We start from the raw sequence: 23,120 nt of genomic DNA, 5'->3' as shown, positions 1-23,120 counted from the left end.
CGTCCTACACCCGAGCGTCGCCGTGGATCATGCTCGCGGCGACGTTGGTGTGGGGCGCGTCGAGCGCCGCGTTGGCGGCTGTTGAAGGTGCCTTGACCTCCTCGGCGCTGGTTGCCGCGGGCGGTGGCGCGACGCTGCTGCTCATCGCGGGAGTTCGTCGTCAAGGTCCGCTGCGAATCCTGATGGAATCGCCCGGCCTGTACATGCGGCTCGGTGCGCTCGAAGCGGCCAACCTCATGCTCTTCGTCGCCGCTCTGAAATGTGGCCCGCTGCCCGTTGTCGTTGCGTTGCATCTGATTGCGCCGTTGCTGCTACTCGCAAACGACATCGTACAAGGCAAACGCCTGCTCACACCGCTGGTGGCGCTCGAGTTTCTACTCGTCGGTGCTGCGGTGGCGGTAGCAGTGCCGGGTAGTTCGACTGAAATCCGAATGGACAGAGCGTTCCTGGGGTGCGTGTTGGCGGTCGGCAGCGCCGTGTGCGTCGCGATGCTCGTCAGCCTGATCGCGCGCGAATCGGCGCAACGACCGACGATCGCGTCAGCGGGTTGGCAATTGGTCGTAGCCGGGTTCCTCGGCGCCGCACTGATATTCACCGATCCACCCGACCCTCGCACAGCCGGTTCACTCGTACTCGTCGGCGCCCTACTGCTTGCCCCGGGATTTGTGCTGTATTGGCGCGGGCTACGCGGGCTCGATGCCACGAAAGCCAGCATTATCGGCCTCAACGAAGCAGTTTTCGCGGCAGCGGTGAGTGCGATCTTCACCAACACGCCGATTACTCTCGGCGCGGTGATCGGCGGCTTGCTCGTTCTCAGTGCTGTTGTGCTGGACGATAAGTCGAGACAGGTTCCCTAGCTGCCTCGACGAACGCGACGCATGCAGCCTCTGACTTGTTTCCTTCGGCATCATCGACCCCGGAATTGACGTCGACACCGAAAGGTTTCACCGCGCCGATGGCCGCGCGTACATTGTCCGGGTTGAGCCCGCCGGCCAGGACGACCCGCTTGCCCCGATCCCGTTGCGATTCCACGATTTTGTTGCTGATTCGCCAGTCATGGGTTTGTCCTGTGCCGCCGAGGCGGTCAGGTGTCCGCGAATCGAGCAGGATCACGTCGCAGTAATCTGCGACCGCCTCCACATCGGCAAACGCGCCTTCATCCAGAACATGCACTGCCCGAATGATCTCGCGGCGGCCGTCGGTGCGCGCATAAACCGTTCGCAGATTCTCCGTGCTCACCAAACCGTGCACCTGAATCGCGTCGACGCCGATGCGGTCGGCGAGAGCCAGGATATCGTCGGCATCCTCGAGATGAGTCACCAGCACGCGCTTGACCGGCGCCTCGAGCTCGTCCACCAGCGCGGACAGCTCCCCGGCCTCCTCCACACTGACCTCGTCCTCGCTGAAGGCAGTGACACCGCAGATAAACCCCACGGCGTCCGGCTTGGCACGTAGAGCCCGGCGCAGGTCGCCTGCTGACCTGATGCCACAGATCTTCACCTGAACGGGCTCTCTCATTCCACCAAGCCTAGTAACGCCACGAGCTACCCGGCCACTCGGAGTCGAGAATCACCGAAGGTTTTCGACCTTGTTCGCCCGTGCGGACCAGACGGCGTGTCGACAGCTGCCGTCGATGGTCGGGTCAGGCCTTCAGCGCCTATCACCGCCCTGTCGGAACCGCCGCGATCCCGGCCAGAACGAGCGCCCGAGCAATGGCGGGACCGTCGGGTGGTTCGTTGCTAGGAGTGTCCGGGCGCAGCAGGTCGCATGACGAGCGATGGCGCCGGCCGATTGGGAGGGAGAGGGCGAATCGCCGATCGTTTGCAGGGTGGGGTCAGGCAGGTTCGGTGGGACAACCTTCCGCTGTGAATCGTTGTGCGGCAAGCAGTTCGGAGGCCGTGGGCGGTGTGCGATACGATCTCATTCGTCAGGTTGCGGCTCGACGGGCTTCCGCTGGACGGATATGCCCCCGCTGCAGCAGGTTTCGTGCTGCTGCCAGGGGGATTTCGACGTGGTGGAGAGGGTTCTGCGGACGACGGCTGCCGAGGTGCGGACGTGGTCTCTCGAGGCAGTGCTTGTCGAGATGATCATCGAGGGCCAGCGACGCAAGGCCGGGCAGAATAATGCTCACACCCGGTCCTGGGAAGCGAGTCTCCCAGAGATTGCCGAGGACCTGTGCGAAGCAGGGTTGGGCGATGTCGAGATGTTGATCGAATTCCGCCTGCCGGAGTCGCGGGAACGGGCGGATGTGATTCTCGCCGGGATCGATCCGCGAACCGGTGAGGACAGCTATGTGGTCATCGAGCTCAAGCAGTGGAGTACGGCCGAACTGGTCTACAACAGTGATCGCATCGTGCGGGCCAGCGGCACGCGGGCAGAGGAACTCCATCCGATCGATCAGGTGCGCAACTACTGCAAGTACCTCATCCAGTACATCGAGGTACTCCATGACCGCCCACTGGCAGTACATGGTGTTGCCTATCTGCACAATGCCAGCGAGAACTCGATCAGTACTCTCCGGGCCAGACAGCCTGACCGGCTCGGTCGCCTGTTCACCGGTGAGCGGCGCACCGAGCTCCGGAAGTTCTTGACCGGCAGGCTGGCCCCGCACAGCGGAAGCGCGCCTGCTGAGCGGTTGTTGACGAGCAAGATTCTGCCGCGCCCGGATCTGATCACTTTCACCGCGTCGGAATTGCGCCGTCGAACCGACTATTCACTGCTGGACAATCAGGAGCTCGCCTTCCAACGGGTGCTCGACCAGGTGCGGTTGTCACATGAGCGGAACCAGAAGAGTGTCGTGATCGTGACGGGTGGTCCAGGCAGCGGGAAGAGCCTGATCGCGATCACCTTGCTCGCAGAGTTGGACCGAGAAGGATACAAAGTCCGGCATGCGACCGGTTCGAACGCCTATACCGAGACTCTTCGGAAGTTCCCTGCGAAGGGTTCGAAGGACCTGAAGGATCTGTTCCACTACTACCGAACCTTTGCGGACTACCGGCAGAACCAGCTCGATGTTCTGATCTGCGATGAAGCGCATCGCATTCGCGCGGTATCGACGAATCGTTTCACGCCTAAAGCGGAGAGGGCGAAGCGACAGGAGCGACCACAGATCGATGAACTGATCGCCGCTGCCAAAGTCCCGGTGTTCCTCCTCGACGAGCATCAGGTTGTGCGTCCAGGTGAGGTGGGGACGCAGGAGGAGATCCAGTCCCACGCGACCCGGGCGGGCTTCCCGGTCCACACGATCCCCTTGGACGGTCTTTTCCGGTGTGGTGGCAGCGATGAGTATGACGAGTGGGTGCGCAGACTGCTCGGACTGCGAGTGGGTGGACCGACACCTTGGTCCGACGACCCCGCGTTCGAGGTCCGGGTGGCGCAGTCGCCGCAAGAGATGCAGGACTTCTTGCGTTCGAAGCATGAGGCGGGCGAGTCGGCGCGCATCACTGCCGGGTACTGCTGGCCGTGGAGCGCGCCGAACGACGACGGGAGTCTGGTCGAAGACGTCAGCATCGGGTCGTGGTCGATGCCGTGGAATTCCAAGGCTGCGAGGACGCTCGGTGACGCTCCGGCCAGTTCCTTCTGGGCGACCGACCCGGCCGGTTTCGGGCAGGTGGGCTGCATCTACACCGCGCAAGGTTTCGAATACGACTGGGCGGGCGTGATCATCGGCCCCGATCTGGTATTTCGTCAGGGCCGCCTCGTCGGCGTGCGCGATCGGAACTTGGACGCGGCGATGAGGTCGAAGGCGTTGTTCGATGAGGACTTCGGCAGATTGATTCGCAATGTCTATAAGGTGTTGCTCACCCGTGGCATGCGTGGTGTCGTCATCTATTCGACAGACCCCGAGACCCAACAATTGCTCACCGAACTGGTGCCTTCGAAGGCTATGTCAGAGCATGTGCCATGAGGTTCGTTCGCTGAGGACCTGACGGGCGCCGTCGACGTCCGCCAGCCGGGCGGAAACGGTCGCGGCGGCGAGGTGGTCCGGAAGAACATCGGAGAATTTCAACCCTCTCGCTGCGCGTTCGTCGGCGATCGGCAGGACCAGGACCGAGCGCGGCCCCCGTCGCTCCGCGACAGCGTCGCGCCAGAGGCCGACGGACAGATCGGGTCGGAGCCGGATGCTGAAGTCGTTGGGGCGTTGGGTGGGGTCCACTACGGTGGGCAAGGATGCGGCAAGGGTGGCGTTGGCGCGAAATCCCGCCCAGGTCCACCAGCGAACGGCTTCACCCTCGCGTTCGATCACAGTGGAATCGCCGCTGACTACATTCACCGCCCTCGTGGCGCGGATGTCGTCGAGTTGTCCACGGGCTCGTTTGGTCAGCGCAACGGGTGGGTCAGCGCCGAGCAACGTGTCACGGATGGCTCGGGTCAGCTCGAACGACAGGCCGCGCAGGCCGATGCTCGACCAACAGGACCGTCGGGTGATCGAACTCGCCACGGAGATACGAGAAATCGGGATCGGCTGACGCACCTACCGAGCGCGCGCAAAAGCGACGCATTCGCGAGTAGTGACCGCCCGAAAGAGGTTGTCGGAGTAGTGTATTGGGGTCGGAGCCCGAGCTGGTGGGGTGAGCGCATACTTCGGGGGTGAAGCGTGAGTGGGACCATTAGGCCTTACCCGATTTCCGAACTACTCGACGCTGTTCGGCTCGAGATCGCGGCCGAACTTCGTTCCGACGGGGGTGACTCGCCGAAGATTTCGCTGTCGAGTGGCGTGTTGGTGTCCTCCTCGGCCGACCGCGTCGAATACCTGTACGCCTGTATGAAGTGGGATGTGTCGCTGGACGGCAGCCCTGTTCTGGTGCGTCCATCACGGTCGAGCGACCCGTGGACTCCCGCGGAAGTGTCGCGTTTTCCGGATGGGAAGGTGCGGGTGGTCGTCTCCCGCTCGATCGCGGGAAGAACCTCGAATCTGCAGTTGCGCAAGGATGATTCGGCGATCTTGACAGCACTGGCGCAGCGCATCGAATCGGTGGCGGCGGACGAGAAGATTCGCGTGGACTCCGCCGGCTGGGTCCTCGGGCTGGGACGGCCTCACCTCGGCTATGAGAGCGACCCCGCCCGTTGGGTTTCGAACTGGGAAACGCTGCGATTGAACGCGCGGCAACGGACCGCGGTCGCGCATGCGCTGTCGAGCGAGGTGACCTTTCTGTGGGGGCCGCCTGGTACCGGAAAGACCGACGTCGTCGGGCATATTGTCGAAGGCAACTTCCGGCAGGGGCACAATGTTCTCTTTCTCGCGCCCACCAGGGTTGCCGTCGACCAAGCGCTGGAAAGAATCTGTGACCTGCTCGTCGACGAACCCGGATTCGTCGATGGGATGGTTCAGCGCGGTGGCGACATCGAGTCGAAGACGTTGCGCGAGCGGTTCGGCTCATCGATCGATATCGAGCAGATCACTGTCCGGGTAGCAGCAGACTTGGACGCGAAGTTCGATCAGACGTCGGCAGCGTTGGCAAAGGCCCAGGATGAGGTCCACCTCTACGCCGCTGAAGCGGCTTGGCGGGAAAGTCTCGCCCAGGCACGCGAAGATTCCGCGATGGCCGCCGCAGCGCAATCCGAGGCAGAAAGAACGGTTGATCAAACTCGTCTCGAAGTCGACGCGCTGCAGAGTGCGCTCGCGCACGTTGGAAGCCCCAGTGGGTTGTTCGCCAACCGTCAGGCAGCGCGAGTGGAAAGACTTCGTCGTCAGTGTGCGGACGTGGAGGGGCGGAGGCAGCAAGCCGCGCGCGATGCTCACAACGCCAAAGCACGCGTGACCGCGGCCGCCGAGACCATCAAAGCCGCGCACAGGGAGCTCGCTGTGCTGGAGCCGAAACTGCGCGGGGTGGCACCCCTCCCAGTATTGCAACGGCACGCCGAACAGCTGCGTACCGAAGTCGACAGGCTTCGTCGGGAGCGCGACGATATTCGGCGGACAGTCCGTCGCCGATGCCGGGTCATGGGAACGACGGTGGCCAAAGCGGTGCAGTCACGCTCGCTGCTGGAACGAGTAGACGTCGTTGTCATCGATGAAGCAGGAATGGTAGACCTGCCTTCGGCGTGGCTCGTGGCCGGACTGGCACAGAAGAGAATCGTGATCGCGGGTGATTTCCGGCAGCTGCCGGCCGTGACGAAGGGCGCGGGAGACTCGAAGGCCACCGATACCGATCGTGCGCACTCACGGAAGTGGTGCGCTCGCGACCCGTTCCGGGCGGCCGAATTGGTAGACGACTCGGGTACGGTGCGCCAAGATGATCGGCTGGTCGCGCTCGATACCCAATATCGAATGCGTGAGCCGATCTGTGCGCTCGTGAATGCGGTCGCTTACCCCGATGCGCCCTTGAAAACCGGGCGAGGCGACGGAAGCAGTATCCCTGCCAACTCTCTGGTCGATACGGCCATGCTCCTCATCGACACCTCCCGGCAGCGAATACCCGGCCCCGACAACAAGGCGAACACCGTCAACGAGGCGGTCGTGCACGAATTGATCCGCGGGTTGCAGTACGAAGGGGTACTTCCTGGGCGGAAGTGGCAGTCCGCGGAGATACCCGCCGGTGCACAAGCTGTCGACCGCCTCGCCGTCATCGCACCGTATCGCGCGCAGGTCAAAGCACTACAAGGAAGTTTGAAGTATCGCTTCGGCGCCGAATACGAGGGTTTGGTCGACACCATCCATCGATTCCAGGGCAGCCAGCGTCCGGTGGTCATCTTCGATACCGCGGTGGGCGCGGGCAAGGATCTCGGCTACTTTTACCGCGAGACGGGGCTGTCTTCGCAGACATGCAGGCTGCTCAATGTGGCACTCAGCCGCGCACAGGACCATCTGATCGTTGTCGCCGATCTCGATCATCTGAGAAAGCATCTGCCGCCACGTAGTGAGGCAGGCGCGATGATCGACTATCTCGAGGCACATGCGCAGGTGCTGTCGGCCGATCAGTTCGTGCCGATACGTGACGCGGCCCAGCTGTCCGAACTTTCCGAGGAAGAACTGAGCCGCCCCGCCTTCTTCCCTGCGGACGAAGTACCGAAGGCCGTGGCATGGGACATCGCCCGCGCAGCGCGAAGCATCGAGATCTACTGCCCGTTTCTGGATCCCGAGCCCGTACGAAAGTGGTCGAAACTGCTCGACGAACGAATTCGGGCGGGCGTTCGCGTCGTCGTATCCACGAGGGGCACCGACGAACAGCGAGACGACAGAGCTGCAAATCGTCACCGCGCGCTGATCGGCGAATTGCGAGCTGTCGGCTGCGAGGTCGATTTCCGTGAGCGGATGCACGAGAAGGTTCTCATCATCGACGGCTCCGTACTGTGGCACGGTTCGCTCAATCTGCTCGCCAACTTGGGACCGACGGACCTGATGATGCGCTTCACCGACCCGGCGTCGTGCGAACGTGTCAACAGAGTGATCGACCGTGCCCGTAAGGACCGGGCGGCGCGAAACATGTATGCCCCGGCATCGGACCGTGTCGAAGCCGCGCCGACGGTTCGAGCGAATGGCTCGCCCTCGATGCAGCGACCCGAGCCGGGAGTGATCCTGAACGGTCGGCTCTACCTGAGCGTTCCCTTCGCCGATAAAGATGAGGCGAAAAGGCAGCTCCACGCACGCTGGGACGGGGAGAACAAGCTCTGGCATGTCGACGCGAGCGAGGTCACTCGGGATCAAGCGCAGCGCTGGTTGCCGCCCGCGCCTTGACCGCTGACCTTCGGTGCAGGTCAGTGGTGGGCAGGTCGCAGGGTTCGCTTCAACTCATCGTTCGAGATGCCTTGTGTCACTTCGACTACTCGATCCCAACCGTCCTTCCAACCGGCGCTGACAGCGATGGTTCGCAGGGTGGTGGGGCTGCCGACTGCGACTGCGGCGTTGGCTTGGTCGGCGAACTTGTGGCTGATGCCCGGCGGCTCGGCGGTGCCGAAGCGGGATCGGATGGGATCGCGGCCACCGCGACGGCGCTACGAAGCACTGTGCTGACTGCTTTCCGGGCCCCACAGCTCGCTTCGGAGCCAGGCTGCGCTCGAGGCGGGGGAGCGGTCGACGTCGATGCCGATGGTGTGGATTGTGCCGAGGTGGCGGTTGTTGCCGCGGATGCGCAGGGTTCGGTGGGAGTGTCGGTGGGTGGCTGGGTGGATGATGGCGGCTTCTGGGGTGTCGGTCGGGGAGTAGCCGCTGATGTAGGTGAGAAGTTGGTGGGTGTCATCTGCGGAGACGGAATTGACCTCGTAGCGTTTGTATTTCGCGTCGACGGGAAAATAGTGGGGCGCTGTGGTGGGACGGAAGGTGACGACCACGTCGGGGCGGAAGGTACGGGTGGAGATGTCGCCGGTGACCGTGATCTTGGTGGCGGTGGTGGCCGTCGCCGTGGTGGCGCCGGGTGGGGCGGCGTCGGCGAGAAGGCGGGCGACCGCGGTTTCCCACAGGGTGGGGAGGTCGAGGAGGAGGCTTTCAGCGGTCGAACCCACGTCGGTGAGTAGATCGGTGATGCCGCCCGCGCGCAGGACCAGACCGGCCCAGACGTGGGCTGGGCGGTAGCGCCGGTTGAGTCGAGTGTAGGTGGCTCGGTTCAGGGCGCGGACGGCACCGGAAACCCTTCCGGACGCGGGGAACTCGGCTGCGAGTACGGACAGGCGTTGGGCCAGTACGGGATCGGAGACCATGGCCCGGGCGGCGCGGAGGGCATGGCCGCAGACTTCGTTCTCCCAGATGGTTGGGCTGCGGTCGAAGGTGTCGAGGTGGAGTTGGTCGAGCATGCCGTAGCGTCGGGTCGCCTGGCTGACGGCATCGAACCGGCCGCGCAGTACCGGGGCGAGTTGCTGGGTGCGGACATAATCGCGGCGCAGGCCGTCGCGGGCCAGGATGCGGCATTCGTGCAGCAGTGCGGCGGCGACGATATCGGCAAAACCTGTTCGGGAGACGGACCATTCGCGTGCGGTCGCGTCGTGGGGGACCGGCGCCGCCAAGGCGTAGCACAGCCACCGGATGAGGGATTCACCCGTGAACGTGAGCTTCGGATCGATCACCAGACGTATCCGGTCCAGGTTGAGGACACCGACCGTCGCGCGGGCTGTGAGGCGCCAACCGGTGCGGGACTGTTCCACACTGAAGCGGCGCCGATCTTGAAGTGCTCGGAGGCGGACGAGGTCGGCTGCGGTGAGTTGGTCGTCGGCTACCGAGACAGACGCGTATTCGCTGATTCTCACCTCGGCCCGTTCAATCATCGAGACCGCTGCCATCAGAGGTGAATTCGGCAGCCAGGGCGATCGGCAAGTCCGTCACGGTGAATACCGCGGGGCGGCCCGTATCGGGGTCGACGAGGGTGCCGAGGATTCGGTGCAGCAGTTCGGTACGCCCCATGCAGTAGTCCTCGAGCAACGGAACTATGTCGTGGTAATAGGCGGCGGCAATTTCCTCCTCGGTCGAGACCGGGAGACCGTTGTGGAGCAGATATGCGTGCCCGATCTGATGGTCCGCGTCGAGATGGGTGGCGATACGGTCGTTGAGGGACGAGAGGAATTCGGACAGGTCGAGTGGTCCGATGGCGCCGGAGACAACGTCAGGGTCCGGTCCGACGGGGACGAATGCGAAGCGGCGCCGAATCGCGGCGTCGAGATGGCCGACACTGCGATCAGCGGTATTCATGGTGCCGATGATCCGGACATTGGGCGGAACGGCGAAAGTGCGCTGGCTGATCGGCAGATCTATGGAGAGGCCGCGCTTGTCGGTTTCCAGAGCGGTGATCAGTTCGCCGAATATGCGGGGCAGGTCACCGCGGTTGATCTCGTCGATGATGAGCAGGAACTTGTCGGCCTCGTCGGCTTTCGCAGCGTCGGCACAGAGTTTGTGGAACAGCCCGTCGGTGAGTTCCAGATGGAGGCCCGCGGTGCCGGGATGGTGTGCCGGTTTGAAGCCTTCCACGAAATCCTCGTAACCGTAGGACGGGTGGAAGGTCACCAGTCGGACGCGTCCGGCGCGAAGGAGCTCGTTGACGGCTGCATTGCGGGTGGAGCCGTCGATGTCGGCTGTGCGACCGTGGATGGCGAGCGCGACGTCGAGCGCGCGGCGGGTTTTGCCGGTGCCGGGCGGACCGTGCAGGATCACCTGTCCTTTGCGGTCCAAGGCCGCGATTATTTCCGAGATGGATTCCGGCAGTTCGGGTTCGGCAGAGGAAGCCTGCGGGGGAGCATCCCTCCGATTCTTGGTGAGTTCGGCGAAAAGGCTGTCCTTGACCTTCACGAGGGTACGTCGCCAGCCCTGCGGTGTTTCCAGTCGCTGCGCGAAACTGGTATCCCAGTCGACGGGGACGACATGTTTGCATTCGTCCCGTGAGTCGTCGAAATAGTAGCCGCCGGTGACGGTTCCGATCGCCAGCACGGTCGACATGCCGCGATTGGCGACGATCCGATCACCGGGCTCCAGGTCGCGGTAGGCGAGGAGGTTCTTCGCACTGCCCACCGTCGCGTTCGGCAGCAGCTCTGCGAACGCCTCCTTGAGATCGGTGTCGCTGGTGTATTGCGTGAGGTCGCCAAATTCGTCCCAGCCAACGCAAATGTATTTGCCGTCGACACAATCCTGCCAGTGCTTCGCCTGCTCGCCCGGCGCGATCTTCCAGATGGCACGGCGGCGTTCCCGCGGATCGAAATTGTCGTAGAGGAACTGCATTACCGCATGAGGTGCCCAGTCGGACAGCTCCTGGTGCTGCTGCACCAGTGCAAGAAGCTGACGGTTCGCCCGCCAGGAGGTGGCACCGCGTTCCGGGGTTCCGCCGAGACGTTCGATGAAGCTGCGCAAATGGGAACCTGAGAACACAGGGAGGAAGTGCCGCGGGAAATAGGTCGCCAATGACTTCGTGACCAGCGATTGACCGGATCGCAAAGCCTCCAGGTCGTCGAGCTCGTCGAAGGCTTCCCGTTCGGCCGCGTCGAACGCCGCAACGAACTGTTCCCGCAACCGTCGCCATCCCGACTCGAGGTCTGAGCCGAGTTGCGGAGCGAGCTTCCATTCACCCGAGCTGCGCCGGAAGATGATGTGTTTGCCTGCGCTGCCGCCGCCGATGCCGCCGAGGTCGACCGTGTCGAACTCCATCAGGCGGCAGTACGTGCCCGGACCGCAGCCCAGGGCGTAACGCTCGACGGGGAGGGTCGGCCAGGCCGCCAACGGGAACTCGGCAAGGACCCGCTTGCGCTGCTGCTCAGCCGTTGCTACTCGGTCGGCGGCCCGGCTGGTGTCATAGGCGGCGATCGCGGCCGAAATATTCATGTGTGTTTGTCCTACAGTCGAATTCGATGATTTTCGAGGTGGCTCAGGATGGACTGGTTGGCTTCCCAGCCGTCGGGAAACTTGACTGGCACACCCAAGTGGACAGGTTCCGTAGACGGATAGGCGTCGAGGAGTTCGGCGATGCCCGCTCGCGCGACGACGATGCAGGCGTGGCGGTGGCGGGACGTCAAAACGCACAACCGCCCGGCTTCGAGGTGGAAGGAGCTGGCGTCGCGGCGGCCCGACAACGGGTGCAGGACGATGGTGATGTCGTATTCGCGGCCCTGGAGGCGGTTGGCGGTGTCGACGGTGACCGGTTCGGCGAGGGTGCCTCGAAGGGCCAGGCGGATGGCCTCGGCTTGGTCGCGGTGGGCGGTGCCGATGGCCAGGCGGTCGGCGGTGACGGGATGTGTGCCCTGTTCGGAGGTAGCGGTAGCACCGCGTTCGAGGATGCGGACAGCGAGGGAAGCGATGGCGGACACCGCTTCTCGGTCGGTGCGCAGGGTGTTGCGGGCGGGGAGTTCGTAGAGGGCCCAGCCGTGGTCGGCGGCTTCGTCGAGGCAGCGGTCCAGGGGGGTGCGCAGGCCGTGGGTGACGTAGGAGAGTTGGCGGGTGCCGGGGGCGGTGCCTGCGGTGAAGGGGGTGAAGGGGTAGAAGGCGGCGGAGATGACGTCGGCGGCGCTGGTGGGGAGACGCCAGGAGACGGGGAGGCGGTGGATGGGGATGTGGCGGTCGCGGTTGTTGGCGAGCATGACGGGGACTGCGCTGCGGGTGGGGTCCCAGTCCAGGCCTGCCCAGCGGTCGGATTCGACGGTGGCGAAGGGGTCTAGTTGGCCGGGGTCGCCTACGAAGAGGCCGCGGTCGAAGCGGCCGGCGATGCGGAGGAGCATTTCGGAGCGCATCTGGTAGGCCTCGTCGACTATGGCGTGTTCCCAGGTGCCCTCGGTGAGGGTGGCCCATTTGGCGGCGGTGCCGATGAGGATGGTGCGGTCGGCGAGGTCGTCGACTTTGGCGGCGGCGCGGACGTTCGGGAGGTCGATGCGGTCGCTGGGGCGGTAGTCCTGGGCGGAGAGGCGGCCGATTGGGAGGTCGGGGTGGGCGGCGGCCAGGCGGGCGATGAGGTCGTCGACCTGTTCGTTGGTTTGGGCGACGATCATGCGCTGGGTGCCGTCTTGGGCGAGCTGACCGGCGGCCTTCACGACGAGGGTGGATTTGCCCGCGCCGGGGGGTGAGTCGACGACGATCGCCTTGTGGGAGGTGTCGGCCAGGTCGGTGAGGATATTGCTGACGGTGGTATCAGCGGCGTGTGCGGCGGACATCAGTTCTCCTCATCGGTTTCCGGTGGGCCGCCGTGGGTCCAGGGAGTTTCCTCCGGGGGCGGGAGGGTGGCGGCTCGGAAGTTGCCGTTGGGGCCGAAGCGGGCCAGGACGATGCGGTCACCTTCGACGTTCACCGTCCCTTCGGCGGGTCCCTTTGCGCTGCGGCCCATTCCGCCGCTGAGTTCGAGCACGATCACGTCGTCGTCGACCTCGAGAACCTTGGCTTGCTGGTTCTTGACGGCGGCGTTGTGCAGTGATTCGCCGGCAACAGGTGTGAAGGGGTCTGTCGTTGTCACGCGCAGCAAGGGGCGCAGCACGCTTTTGCCCTTGTCGCTCAGCGTGGTTCGGGTGGGCTCGGAGTCGATGACGGTGGCGAGACAAGCCTCGCCTGCAAGTCGGCGCTCCAGCATGACGTAGGGATCGTCGTAAGCCATTGCGGCGGTGAGTCGTTCGAGTGCCTGTTCACGGGCGAGCAATCGCCGGACGGCGGAGGTAGGAGAATCGCGCCGGGACTGGGCCTGGGTTTCGGCGATCTCGGTGAAGTACGAGAAGGAGCGCACATCCTCGGCCCAGCGGGCAGCCACACTGGATCCCTCGGGGAGCGCGCGCAGGAGCGAAAGGCCTTGCCACATCAGCTCCCACGTCGGTTCCAGCTGGGTTCGCAGTGCCTGTTCGAGGCGCTGGACGGCGCGGGTGCGGGCGATGTCGTCGGCAGCTGTGTCGTAGGCGTTGATGAGTGGGGCGAGGACGACATTGTCGAAGCCGGGATCGGTGGCCGGACCGGCCGGCGGGCAGATGGTCGGGTCCTCGGCGCGGGCGGCGGCTTCGGGGCCGGTCAGGTTGTCGGGCGGTGCGATCCAGCCGAGGAGCGCGGTGAGGTTGGCGTCCTCGAGCGCGGATTGCCCGGTGGTCCAGTGCGTGGACAGATGTGACGTGAGGGGTGCGAGCGCGGTCGAACCAGGATGTTCGGCGCGGTCGCAGTACCAGGTGAGCCACCGGCCGACGAGCGGGATGGCGGGGGAGACGGCGTCGTCGCCTTCGGTGCGGCGGAAACGCAGGGACCGTCCGAGGAGTTTCAAGAAGGTGACGGCGGCCTGGTTGGGCACCCAGATCTGCGGGGCGTCGACACAGCGGTCGATGGTCTCGTTGGTCTTCTTGTCGATCACGACCGGTTCCGTGTCGTCGGCGTGGCGGTCGATGTGGGGGAGGAGGATCGCCGCCAGTTCCTCGGCGAAGCGCAGGCGCAGGACGCGGTCGCGGGGCTGCGGGACGATGAGAAGCCTCGCCTCGTCATGGTGGGCACCGACCAGCACTGCCAGCGGTGCCGCCGCCTCGCCCGCGAGATGTAGTGGGATGAGGACGATGGGCTGCTCGGCGAGGTGACAGTGGCGGACGGTCGCGGTCGGCACGGCGCGGCCGGCGTCGACCGCCTCTACTTTCGCCAGTGCGGACAGCACACTCACGCGATCTCCTGACGCAGACGGTGCGCGGTGCGGAGCAGTTCGGCGATGTCGACCTGGTCTTCCGTGGGAGTGCGCGAACCACGGGCCAGAGTGAGGACGTCGTCGATATTGTGCAGTCCGCCGAGCTCGTCGCGGACGCCGCGACCGAGGGCGTCGACGGAGCCGCACGCTCGGGCTTCGGAGCGGCAGAGGAAGCCGAGTTCGCACGTGGAGATGCACTCGGGGGCGAAGCGGGCGGGGATCGCGGAGATCACCTCGTCCAGTTGCGGGCCGGGTTCGAAAGTCGCCCCGGGCGGGACCAATTCGACGAGTGACTCGATCGACGTCAGCCGCGACAACTGGCGCGAGACGACGGACAGCTGATTGCGCAGGTCGACGAACGTCGCGGTGGGACGGTTCGAGAAATCCTTCGTGCACACCAGGATCGCGTTGTGGGACACGAGCTTTTCGGGGTCGGCGCCCAAATCCTCGAGCAGGCGCCGCAACGCGATCACGTACACCGCGGACTGACGCGCCGCGGCCGCGACCTGTGCGGGGTCGGCCTGACCGTCGATCATGGGGAACGACTTGATCTCGACGATGTGGAACTTGCCCTCGATCTGGAGGGCGACCAGATCCGGCTCGAGGTAGGCGAGCGCACCGGCGATGTCCAGACGCAGCATCGGATGATCGAACAGAGTGCCTTCACCGGTGTCGAGCGCCTGCCCGAGCAGTTGGCGGGTGCGCTGATACCGCACCGCGTTTCCGGCGTTTTCGCCGACCGCGTCGAGGTTGTGATAGGCCACTTCGGGGATGGTCAGGCCGAGGACGTCACGCAGGAGCGCGAGCAGATCGGCGCAACCGTTCGCCTTCACCATCGACTCGAAGGCGTTGCCGCGCGTGATCGCGAACGACGACTGGCCGTACTGCGGCGGATAGCCGAGTTCCCGTGCGACAACAGCCTTGTCGACAGCCGCGGCGTCGAGCAGCGCGCGGCGGGCACAGCCGGGGTTCGCGGTGAGCGCGGCAATGGTCCGGGCATTGTGACGGATCGAGGGGGCTCCGCCGCGCAGCTCCTGCAGGCGGGCCGAAAGCTCTTTCATCCCATCTCTTTTCGTGTGGCGGCCAGGCTCAGCCGGGTGCCGAACAGTTGGGCGGGCTGATCGAGCTGCTGTGCCGCCCTGGTCGCGGCCTGTTGCCGCTGGAATGCGTCGTCTTCTTCATGGACCGCGAGCTCGCGTTGTGCGGCGGTCTTCACGTCCTCGGCATCGATGGAATCGGGGGTGCCTGTTACGCCGGGGATGGAGTTCGCCAGGCGCCACATCAAACGGATGCCGTCCGGTGAAATGCCCGGTTGGCCTCTGACGTGGTCGGCCAGTCGGATCGCCGAGGTCAGCAGGTTCACTCGAGGGCTGAGGGGTCCGATCATGCGTTGGGGGAGTGTCCAGCTGCTCAGGGCGAGGAGTCCGCGTGCCGGAGCGAGGAGGTCGGTGGTGAGTGCTGCGCAGATGTAGTAGGGGCGCGCGAAAGGTGCGGCGCGGAAGGAACGTTCCTCGTCGCGACGCAAGCTCGTCAGCCGTGCGGGGGCGAGATCACCGGAGAAGAATGCGGTGTGGACCTGCATTACCAATTTCGGTGCCGACGGTGCGCCGAGCAGGGTGAGTGCACGGTGAACATGCTCGCGCACCGGAACATTCGGGTCCGGAGTTGGAGCTTCGCCGGGACCGAGGACTGCTTCGTCCCACTCGGTTTCGACCGCACGCAGCTCATTGCGCAACTGGCGGGCAGCCAGGCGGTCACCGGCGGAGACGGCGCGTCTGACGGCTGCGCGTAGTTCGTTGATGCGGGCTTCCAGCAGCTCCGCAGCTTCTGACATGGGGCCGAGGGTAAGTGGAACTTCCAGTGATGTCCAGTATTTTCCAGTAATTGGTTGGCGAGTCCTGTGGCCTCGCTATCGGGTGGGTAATTCAGCTCGCTCGGCAGGGGTCGTTGCGAACGACGCCGCACCTATCGTCGTGGTTAGCATGCGGCGATGGACTGTGACTGTGACCGAAATTCGGACTCGGACCGAGGTGTGTGCCTGGGTGAACCTGGTTACGGGACATGGGTTCGGCTGTGGAATCGAGTCGATCCCTGGGGTGACACCTCGGCCCGGGTTTGTGTTCGGGTCGGCGGGCCTGGAATGGCCGCGGTGCTGCACCAAGTGACGGTGTCACTCATGGGCGACCGCAATCTGGTCGCGTTCATCGAGAGCCTCATCGAGGACTTCGTGGGATGGGACGGGGTCCGAGTGTGGGAGAGCATCGACCGGGACACGTCGGACTCACATGGACAGTGCGACCGTGGCGGCATGACGATGGCAACTGGACCGCCTCGACCACCGTGGTACTCGAGGCGGGGGAGCAGATGCTGCGGCTTGCAGCGGATCTCGACGCGGAGATCGGCAACCTGTCGTAGTCGACAGGACGATGCTCGGTCAGGGGCGGTCGACGTCGGGGAGGATGACCTCGGGCTTGAAGATGACCTTGTAGTGGTAGCGGTCTACCTCGGCGGGCTCGAGCTGTTCGACGAAATAGCTGACGTTGTCGGACAGGCCGAGGAAGTGCTTCTTGTATTGGTCGTCGCCGGTTTTGCAGGTGACCTCGAGTTGCTTGTTCTCGTCCTTGATGGAGCACTTGCCCTCTACCGACAGCAGGTACTTGTCGGTGATTCCGTTGAAGAAGACCACGCGGCGGTTGATCTTGAACTGGTCGGATTCCTTGGACAGGTTTTCCGAGACCACGTCGGCATCCGACGAGCAGCCGGTGAGTGTGATGGCGGACAGTGCTGCGATGGCGACGATGAGCGTGGTTTTCATTCTCTACCCCTACTTCGGTGTATCCCCCGGAGAATGACTCCTGGATGACCGATTTTAGCTGGGTGCGGTTGGATTGCCATGCGATATTTGCTGGGGCTCAAAGGCGTTGACTCGTCTATCGGCCAGAGAGTGAGGCGCTACCGACCGGTGGGTGAGGGTTCAGCGGTAGCCGATGATGTCGAGGGTGGCGTCGCCGATCTCCTCGTTGTTCTGGCAAACGACCAAGATCGATGCGGGGACAGGGAGGAGTGTCGGCTGAGTAGCTTTGGGGCGGCAGGTGGCCTCGATGGGGACGGCGGTGGGGGAAGCCGGATTTCGGCGGGGCCAGCGCGAAAGCCGCAGTGAGGTGTCGTATTCCAGCGCGATGATCTCCTCGGCGAGGACATGGACAGCACCGCTGTTCGGGCTACTCGGCGACATCTCGGGGACTCGGGTGCGTGAGGTGCCGTCGTAGGTGGTCAGGTCGACATGACTCTGGCGGGTCGTCGGGTCGAAGAGCCCGACGAGAAGGTCGGATCCGTCGGCGGTTGCGGCGAAGGGTGAACCGGAGGTCCGGAGTGGGGTGGTGGCGAGCTGGTCCGGTTTTTCGACGAGCATGTATGCGGGGTTGTCGGGAGTCCAGAAGTCGATGAGCGTCATGTTCTGTAGCAGTGTCAGTGTGGGCTTGTTCGAGGTCGAGGCGGGGTAGTCGCGGTAGCCGATCACACCTCCCGTTGCGGTATCGATCGCGATAACGCGCCATATCGAGCCGCCGCAGCGGAGCACTCGATAGACGGCATCGGCGGTGACGCGGGTACCGACATCGGTGGAGCGGCAGCCGGATTCGGCGACGGGTGTCACCCATCGGCGGGCTGCGGTGCGGGCGTCGTATCCCTTGACAGCGGTGTCGGTTTCCACGATCAAGGTGTCCGACGCGGGGGCCTCGAGGAGGCGCGCTGGGCTGTCGTGGTCGTCCGAGGTGAAATCCGTGTGGTCGTCCGAGGTCCACAGGATCTGGCCCGTGACGGCGTCGAAAGTGATGCGCCGGGTGCCGCTTCGACCCGTCCAGCGGGTCGTGACGATGGCACCGTCGGCGGCCGTGATGGCCGATCCGCGGTCGTATGTCATTGTGCGGGTGCCGGATTGGGGCCTGCGCAGATAGTGCCAGCGTGGTTCGCCGGTAGCGCCGTCGAAGGCGCGGAGGCCGTCGACGCCGATGACGAGGAAACCGGTGCCCGCCGCGATGACTTCACGTCCGGTCGCCTCGGGCCGGTTGTTCAGTGGCGGAAGCTGCAGCCGAAATGCTTCGGTGCCGAATCTGTCGGCTGCCGCCGGCACCGGGGCGGGGGCGGCGGTGCGGTGGTCGACGTTGAGCCTGTCGTCGCCTGCGCGCACGGCGACCACGCTCACCACAGCGGCGATCGCCAGCCCCATCGCCACGGTCGCCGTCGAGGTGCCCCGGCGAAGTGTTCTTGCTACCCCCATGTGAAAGGCGAGCGGCAGCACCAGGATCGACCCGATCGCGACCAGTGCGAGCGCGCCGACCGAGGTGGTGAGTTGCTCGAAATACGGCATCTCGGTTCGCAGGGTGGTGTAGCTGCTCGGTAGATGCTCGTTCCAGGACATCGTGCCGAGGAAGCCGAGTACCAGTACGACGGTTGCTGTGGCGCCGAGTTCCCATCGGTGATGAGTGCTCCACAAGTCGGCCTGTCGTGAGCGGCCGGCGAACCATGCCGCGACAGCGATGGCCAGTACCAGTCCGCCGGCCACGGCGGCGGCTCCCGCGACGTGACCGGCTTGCGCGTACGTGTCCCTCACCGCGACCGGCGCCGTGCCGAATCGGCTGAAGAGGCCGAGAGCAGTTCCGCCGGTCAGGAGTCCGGCACCGACAGCACCCGCCAGCGCCTTGTACCGTGCCGAGCGTCCTAGGTCGCGCGTAAGAGTCGGCAACGACGGGGACGGCCCCGTGCTCACTGCTGTTTCCGTGTCCCCCACGAAACCCCTCCTGACCGGCGCACTGGTGGCAGCTCGGCCCCGTTCAGCATATTCGGCGCGTCTATTACTCGCCCGACAGGAGGTCGGCGAACTCGTTCTGCCCGCATTCTTTCGCCTGCACCGCGAGCAGCTGCCGCAACCGATCCGGAAGCTCGGTTCGTATCTCGCACAAACCTTTCCATACCGAAGAGTCCGTCGGGGTGAACGTGGCCACGAGGGCCTCGATGTCACCGAACTCGTCGAGGAGGGTGAGGGACCGTGAGCGGGACGCGACGTCTTGGCGCAGGGCGATCTTCACCATGGTTGTGGTGCAGTCGGCGGCCGGGGCGGCGGCAATCGCGGCGACGAAGCTGTCGTCGGGAACGGCGCTGATCGCCGCGGCGAGAGTGTCGTGGGTGGATTCGGGGAGGATGTCGAGCAGCGGAAGGGCTTCGGGCCACAGGTTGTGGGTGGCGGCGGTCGCGACGGCGGTGGTGAGGGTGTCGGGCTGATGCACGACAGGGAGCGAGGCGAAGCGTTGGCGCGCCTCGGGGGCGAGGGCGAGGGCTACGGGGAAGAGGGTTTCCCAGTGGTCCCGGGCCTGTTCGATGAGGGTGGTGAGGACGTCGTCGGGTTCGGTGGAGATTCGGGCGGCGACGGGCTGGAGTTGCGTGGGGGCGAGGTGTTCGGCGAGGGGGAGGAGGTCTGGCCAGAGGTTGTGGGTGAGGGCGAGGTCGGCGATCTTCGTGAGGACGGTGGGGTCCTGCATCAGTGGCCGGGTGGCCAGTCGTCGCAGCCCGGCGGTTTTCATTCCCGCGGCGACGGGGAGCAGGGTGTCCCAGGCATCCAGGGCGGTGACGGCGGTGAGGAGGCCGTCGAGGATTTCGACGTCCTGGGCGGCGACTTCGTCGGCCAGGTGGGAGCGTTGGGTGGGGCCGAGGGTGTCGAGCAGGGCGATGGCCTCGGGCCAGTGGCCCTCGGCGTTGGTGGCGTGGATGAGGCCGGGGAGGCGGTCGGTGATGAGCGACAGGAGGCGGTCGGCGGCGCTGGGGTCTTCGAGGTGGTAGCCGACGTGCAGGAGGTCGATGTCGGCGGCGTGCGGCAGCGCTACGCGCAGGACGTCGTCGGGGACCGAGGTTGCTAGGCGGCCCATGGTGAGATAGTCACGGCGGCTGAGCAATTCGCGGGCGACATCGGTGGCCATGCGGTCGGGGATCTCGGCGATCACCTCGGCGGCGCGGCGGGGGTCGAGCGTGACGGCGACGTCGGCGAGGAATACGGGCGACAGGGCGCTGGCGATGGCGACGGCGCGGGCCGGGTCGACGGAACCGGCGATGGCGGCGGCCAGGACGGGGCCGAACGCGGCCTCGGTGATCTTGGCGGCGATGGTCGGCGGCACCAATTTCGCTGCGGCGGCGGTCTTTTGCATGCGACGGGCTTCGCGGGCCGAGATGCGGTCGCTGATCTGTTCGCGGAAGGCGCGCAGGGCGGACGGGGGGAGCGCGGCGAGGAACTCGAGGTCAGCGGCGGGCCGGTCGAGTGCGGCGGACAGGCGGGCGATCTCGGCGGCGGTGTGGTGGGACGCGGTCATAGTCCGAGCACCTTCTTCACGGCGGGGCGGGCCAGGCGGGGGATGAGGCGCATGCCGGAGTCGAGTGCGTCGTCGAGGGCGGCTTTGCGCTGGTCGAGGGCGGCCTGGACATAGGTGTTCAGGGTGGCGAGCTCGTCGGGTGTGAGGGTGGCGAACTCGGGTGGGGGTGGGGTGCCGAGCGTGGTCGTGAGCTGGTGCATGGCGTCCGGCACAGGCCGTCTCCATTCGATGCGGTACGGATGTCGGTGCGGGTGACGATACTGGGGGCCGGAACAGATCGGCATTTTGTGAAAGGTTCGAAAATGATTCGCGCAGTGTGAAATTCGATCGACCCGGGCTGGAAGAGACGAACGGCCCCGGTGGGGTGAAAGATCTGTTGCGTCGGGCGCAGAGGGTGTGGGTCGAGCTGACGCGGACCCAGGCTGTCGGCAAGGGGCGGGATCGGCAGGTCTCCTGATTTCGTCCCGGCACGAGACCGGTGCAACGGTGAGGTGCCGACAAAGACCTCCGATCGAGATCACAGCGTGCTGGTTGCGCGATCGTCCGGCATGCGGGATGCTTTCTCGACCGCACGTCATACGTGCGGCGTGACATTTCCGCGACCATTTCGTAATGTAGCGGTGACCTTGTCCTCTACGAGTAGCTGGTGATCGACATCGTGCGTGGTCAACATCGCAAACCGGCGCCGCCGCGTGGGCGCGCTCAGCTTGCCGTGTGGAGTGTCGCTGCGACAGTCCCGGCCATGCTGTGGATGACGATTCGGCCGGGGCCTGCGGTCCAGGAGGCTGCCGCGGTCGAACCGCAGACCACCTCGACAGTCGACCCCGACCCGATCGCCGCCGCGGCCGCGTTCGTGGAACCCGAGCCGGCGCCGGTTTCCGCCCTCGACGAGTCGGCGACGCTGTCGCTGATGCATGCCACCACCCCGTGTGACACCGAGTGGAAAGGCGTGCAGCCGCACGTGGCGCAGGTGAGCCACCTGCTGCAGAAGATGTTCGGTATCAGCGATATCGGCGGGGCACACGGCCGCTACGACGGTGACCACGGTGCCGGGCTCGCGCTCGACGTGATGACCAGCGGCGGCGTCGGCGACGCGATCGCCGAATTCGTGCTGGCCAACAAGGAGCGCTTCGGCGTCACCTACGTGATCTGGAAGCAGCGCTACAACGACGGCGGCGGCTGGTCGTTCATGGAAGACCGTGGCAGCCCCACCCAGAATCACTATGACCACGTGCACATCTCGTTCGAATCTTCGGGTGCGACGAATATTTCCTGCTGAAATCGGCTGGTACCAGCGGTTTCGCGGATTTGCATCGCCGTGGCATCGTGCCGTATCGGCCGAACCGGGCGACAGGGGCGTGCTGCATCGACCATGATCGATAGATGGCCCCCAACAGCGCGAAATTCTTGTTCAGCAACGGCACCGACGACCGGGTGTCGCTTTTCGACGACGGGCGTGTGAAGGTCTGGTCGACCACTCATCTCTGGTCCGAAATGGGCCGCGAACGGCACAACGCGTTGGGCGAGACGGTACTGCTCGGGATCGGGCGCACACTCGACGTACCGGGACCGGGTGACCGGCGCCAGGCCTGCGATGCCGAATTCGCCCTGACACCCGAGCTCGGACACACGGTCGCCGCGACGGTGGCGGCAGACAACGGGACGTTCGTGCAGTTCTTTCACGACGGGACCATCGCGGTCGGCAACGACGGACGCGATGTGGCGACGGTGTTCAACGCGGGCCGTGAAGCGACCGCCGAGCGAGGCGTGAACGGGGTCGGCGGGTCGGTGATGGTGACCTTCGGTGGCAGCTATCGGCCGAAGACGGTGCGCCAGAGCGATTACCAGGTCGAGCTCAGCGAAGCGACGGCTCCCCGGCCGAACCGGCTGTACAAGGACGAGTTCCTCGTGAAATAGCCCCGAATCGTCCCTGCGCTCGTACGGTGTAAACGGCAGGGGCCGGCAGAAGGATTCGTGGCATGGGACGGTTGACAGGCAAGGTCGCGGTGATCAGCGGCGGTGCGCGGGGCATGGGTGCCGCGCACGCGCGCCGATTCGTCGACGAAGGCGCGTCGGTGGTGATCGGCGACGTGCTCGACGACGAAGGTGCCGCTCTCGCAAGCGAACTCGGTGTGCGGTACCAGCACCTCGATGTCCGCGAGCCCGAGCAGTGGCAGGCGGTGGTGCGCACGGCGGTCGAGGAGTTCGGCGGGCTGCATGTGCTGGTGAACAATGCCGGGATCGTCAACGGCAACCTGCTCGTCGACTTCGCGCTCGAGGAATGGCAGCGCATCATCGACATCAACCTCACCGGCACCTTCCTCGGGATGCAGGCGGCGGTCCCCGCGATGACAAGCGGTGGGTCGATCGTCAACATCTCCTCGGTGGAGGGGATGCGGGGAAGCCCGGGGCTACACGGGTACACGGCGACGAAGTTCGCGGTGCGAGGGCTCACCAAGTCGGCGGCGCTGGAGCTCGCGCCGCAGGGGATCCGCGTCAACTCGGTCCATCCGGGCCTCATCAGCACCCCGATGACCGAGGGAATCCCGGCCGACTTCCTGCAGATTCCGCTGGCTCGAGCGGCCCAGCCCGACGAGGTGTCGGCGCTGGTCGCCTTCCTGGCCTCCGACGAGTCCTCGTATTCGACAGGCGCGGAGTTCGTGGTCGACGGCGGACTCACCGTCGGCGTACCGCACAAGAGCTTCTGACATCGGTCTGTTCG

18 protein-coding genes and 1 pseudogene are annotated in these 23,120 nt (G+C 65.3%); 7 read left to right on the top strand and 12 right to left on the bottom strand.

The annotated features are described in order from the left end of the window. Nucleotides 1–29: 29 nt before the first annotated feature. Nucleotides 30–857 carry a DMT family transporter gene (locus tag AB0I19_RS26565; RefSeq protein ID WP_357152189.1) on the top strand — a complete coding sequence of 276 codons (828 nt, stop codon included), beginning with the start codon at nucleotides 30–32 and terminating at the stop codon, nucleotides 855–857. Here AB0I19_RS26565 and AB0I19_RS26560 read toward each other — a convergent pair. After that, nucleotides 814–1,518, bottom strand: a complete 705-nt coding sequence (locus AB0I19_RS26560; protein WP_357152187.1) for a phosphoribosylanthranilate isomerase — start codon at nucleotides 1,516–1,518, stop codon at nucleotides 814–816. The genes AB0I19_RS26565 and AB0I19_RS26560 overlap by 44 nt on opposite strands. 445 nt (nucleotides 1,519–1,963) lie before the next feature. Here AB0I19_RS26560 and AB0I19_RS26555 point away from each other — a divergent pair, with 445 nt between their 5' ends. After that, nucleotides 1,964–3,907 carry a DUF2075 domain-containing protein gene (locus AB0I19_RS26555; RefSeq protein ID WP_357152184.1) on the top strand — a complete coding sequence of 648 codons (1,944 nt, stop codon included), beginning with the start codon at nucleotides 1,964–1,966 and terminating at the stop codon, nucleotides 3,905–3,907. Here AB0I19_RS26555 and AB0I19_RS26550 read toward each other — a convergent pair. Further along, a complete protein-coding gene (locus AB0I19_RS26550; RefSeq protein ID WP_357152181.1) occupies nucleotides 3,890–4,441 on the bottom strand; it encodes a hypothetical protein in 552 nt (183 codons plus the stop codon). The genes AB0I19_RS26555 and AB0I19_RS26550 overlap by 18 nt on opposite strands. A gap of 156 nt (nucleotides 4,442–4,597) precedes the next feature. Between AB0I19_RS26550 and AB0I19_RS26545 the strand changes: the two genes are divergently transcribed. Beyond that, complete coding sequence (locus AB0I19_RS26545; RefSeq protein WP_357152179.1) at nucleotides 4,598–7,678, top strand: AAA domain-containing protein; 3,081 nt, start codon at nucleotides 4,598–4,600, stop codon at nucleotides 7,676–7,678. Between the two features lie 257 nt (nucleotides 7,679–7,935). Here AB0I19_RS26545 and AB0I19_RS26540 read toward each other — a convergent pair whose 3' ends face one another. The 6 genes from AB0I19_RS26540 to AB0I19_RS26515 are packed head-to-tail and all read right to left on the bottom strand — an operon-like array spanning nucleotide 7,936 to nucleotide 15,873. Then, nucleotides 7,936–9,180 (bottom strand): hypothetical protein, encoded by a 1,245-nt coding sequence (locus tag AB0I19_RS26540; RefSeq protein ID WP_357152176.1) that lies wholly within the window; start codon nucleotides 9,178–9,180, stop codon nucleotides 7,936–7,938. A gap of 10 nt (nucleotides 9,181–9,190) precedes the next feature. Further along, on the bottom strand, nucleotides 9,191–11,236 hold the full coding sequence (locus AB0I19_RS26535) for an AAA family ATPase (RefSeq protein WP_357152173.1): 2,046 nt from the start codon (nucleotides 11,234–11,236) through the stop codon (nucleotides 9,191–9,193). Nucleotides 11,237–11,247: 11 nt separating this feature from the next. Beyond that, nucleotides 11,248–12,555, bottom strand: coding sequence for an AAA domain-containing protein (locus AB0I19_RS26530; protein ID WP_357152171.1), 1,308 nt, complete (start codon nucleotides 12,553–12,555; stop codon nucleotides 11,248–11,250). Next, nucleotides 12,555–14,018, bottom strand: a complete 1,464-nt coding sequence (locus AB0I19_RS26525; protein WP_357152168.1) for a hypothetical protein — start codon at nucleotides 14,016–14,018, stop codon at nucleotides 12,555–12,557. Before AB0I19_RS26525 ends, AB0I19_RS26530 begins: the two co-directional genes overlap by 1 nt. Continuing rightward, nucleotides 14,015–15,100 carry a hypothetical protein gene (locus tag AB0I19_RS26520; RefSeq protein WP_357152165.1) on the bottom strand — a complete coding sequence of 362 codons (1,086 nt, stop codon included), beginning with the start codon at nucleotides 15,098–15,100 and terminating at the stop codon, nucleotides 14,015–14,017. Before AB0I19_RS26520 ends, AB0I19_RS26525 begins: the two co-directional genes overlap by 4 nt. Further along, nucleotides 15,097–15,873: a hypothetical protein gene (locus tag AB0I19_RS26515; protein ID WP_357152163.1), complete on the bottom strand. Its 777-nt coding sequence runs from the start codon at nucleotides 15,871–15,873 to the stop codon at nucleotides 15,097–15,099. Before AB0I19_RS26515 ends, AB0I19_RS26520 begins: the two co-directional genes overlap by 4 nt. A gap of 156 nt (nucleotides 15,874–16,029) precedes the next feature. On the opposite strand from AB0I19_RS26515, the pseudogene AB0I19_RS26510 reads away from it, so the two are divergent. Beyond that, nucleotides 16,030–16,454 (top strand): annotated as a pseudogene (locus AB0I19_RS26510) (DUF6228 family protein). A gap of 19 nt (nucleotides 16,455–16,473) precedes the next feature. Here the strand turns inward: AB0I19_RS26510 and AB0I19_RS26505 are convergent. The 4 genes from AB0I19_RS26505 to AB0I19_RS26490 all read right to left on the bottom strand — a co-directional run bounded on the left by AB0I19_RS26505 (nucleotide 16,474) and on the right by AB0I19_RS26490 (nucleotide 20,610). Next, nucleotides 16,474–16,854 carry a hypothetical protein gene (locus AB0I19_RS26505; RefSeq protein WP_181699370.1) on the bottom strand — a complete coding sequence of 127 codons (381 nt, stop codon included), beginning with the start codon at nucleotides 16,852–16,854 and terminating at the stop codon, nucleotides 16,474–16,476. 159 nt (nucleotides 16,855–17,013) lie between these two features. After that, the gene (locus AB0I19_RS26500) at nucleotides 17,014–18,651 is read right to left on the bottom strand and encodes a PQQ-binding-like beta-propeller repeat protein (protein ID WP_357152160.1); all 1,638 of its coding nucleotides are present in this window, start codon (nucleotides 18,649–18,651) and stop codon (nucleotides 17,014–17,016) included. Between the two features lie 241 nt (nucleotides 18,652–18,892). Then, complete coding sequence (locus AB0I19_RS26495; protein WP_357152158.1) at nucleotides 18,893–20,398, bottom strand: hypothetical protein; 1,506 nt, start codon at nucleotides 20,396–20,398, stop codon at nucleotides 18,893–18,895. Beyond that, entirely contained in the window at nucleotides 20,395–20,610 is a 216-nt protein-coding gene (locus AB0I19_RS26490; protein WP_357152155.1) for a hypothetical protein, read from the bottom strand. The genes AB0I19_RS26495 and AB0I19_RS26490 overlap by 4 nt, the downstream gene beginning before the upstream one ends. 530 nt (nucleotides 20,611–21,140) lie before the next feature. Between AB0I19_RS26490 and AB0I19_RS26485 the strand changes: the two genes are divergently transcribed. The 3 genes from AB0I19_RS26485 to AB0I19_RS26475 all read left to right on the top strand — a co-directional run bounded on the left by AB0I19_RS26485 (nucleotide 21,141) and on the right by AB0I19_RS26475 (nucleotide 23,106). Beyond that, nucleotides 21,141–21,677: a hypothetical protein gene (locus AB0I19_RS26485; protein WP_357152152.1), complete on the top strand. Its 537-nt coding sequence runs from the start codon at nucleotides 21,141–21,143 to the stop codon at nucleotides 21,675–21,677. A 104-nt stretch (nucleotides 21,678–21,781) separates the two neighbouring features. Beyond that, nucleotides 21,782–22,315, top strand: coding sequence for a hypothetical protein (locus tag AB0I19_RS26480; protein WP_357152149.1), 534 nt, complete (start codon nucleotides 21,782–21,784; stop codon nucleotides 22,313–22,315). Nucleotides 22,316–22,377: 62 nt separating this feature from the next. Continuing rightward, entirely contained in the window at nucleotides 22,378–23,106 is a 729-nt protein-coding gene (locus AB0I19_RS26475; protein WP_357152147.1) for an SDR family oxidoreductase, read from the top strand. Nucleotides 23,107–23,120: the final 14 nt, after the last annotated feature.

This window comes from Nocardia sp. NPDC050413, assembly GCF_040655475.1.
GTDB classification, from domain to species: domain Bacteria; phylum Actinomycetota; class Actinomycetes; order Mycobacteriales; family Mycobacteriaceae; genus Nocardia; species Nocardia coubleae.
This window is presented reverse-complemented; position numbering and strand designations above follow the sequence as displayed.